This is a genomic window from Mesorhizobium sp. M8A.F.Ca.ET.218.01.1.1, assembly GCF_004791165.1.
GTDB lineage: Bacteria > Pseudomonadota > Alphaproteobacteria > Rhizobiales > Rhizobiaceae > Mesorhizobium.
On sequence record NZ_SRUZ01000036.1, the window covers coordinates 1 to 598 of the forward strand.

The 598-nt window shown below is 67.1% G+C and carries 1 protein-coding gene and 1 pseudogene; both read right to left on the minus strand.

Going from position 1 to position 598, the window contains the following annotated elements:
- Nucleotides 1-153, minus strand: a pseudogene (locus tag EN861_RS36530) (glycosyltransferase); the annotation flags it as partial.
- Nucleotides 150-598 (minus strand): glycosyltransferase (locus tag EN861_RS34270; protein ID WP_135928203.1); only part of this gene is annotated, 449 nt, incomplete at its 5' end. The gene EN861_RS34270 and the pseudogene EN861_RS36530, both read right to left, overlap by 4 nt.

A 598-nucleotide genomic window follows, 5' to 3' on the forward strand; every position in this document is an offset into this window, starting at 1 on the left:
GTTAAGGAAGCTCACCTTGGTGAAGCGCCGCTCGGCGACCAGCCGCGAAAGCAGCGCTGTCGCTTCGTCCCAGCGAATGGAAAGAACGGAGATGCCGAGTATCCGCTTCAGCGTGTCGAAGCCGAAGGCGGCGCGGGCGGCATGCATGTTCATGCGGCCACCTCCCTCCTGACGGCGCCGAGCTTCTCCAGCCCAAGCCCGACCGCGGCATCGAGCGCCCTCACCTGCCGGCGATGGAAGGCGCTGCCGTCGACGTCACGGACATCGGCTGCCGCGGCTTCGAGCGCCGCTGCGAAAGCGACGGGATCGTCTGTCACGACACAGTTCTGCGGCCGGTAGCCGATGCCGCGCAACGAGCGGCTGGTGGCGACGGAAGGCGGGCCGAGCTCGAAGGTTTCGATGGTCTTCAGCTGCACGCCGCTGCCGGCGGTGCTGATCAGCGGAATGACGGCGCCGCCGCGCACGAAGGCCTGGGCGTCCGGAACCCTTCCGACGAACTTGACACCGGGATGCGCCGACGTCACGCCCGACGGCATGTTACCGGCGATCCTGATGCGGAAATCCGGCCTTAGATGCGGCACGACCTTGGCAAGAAACC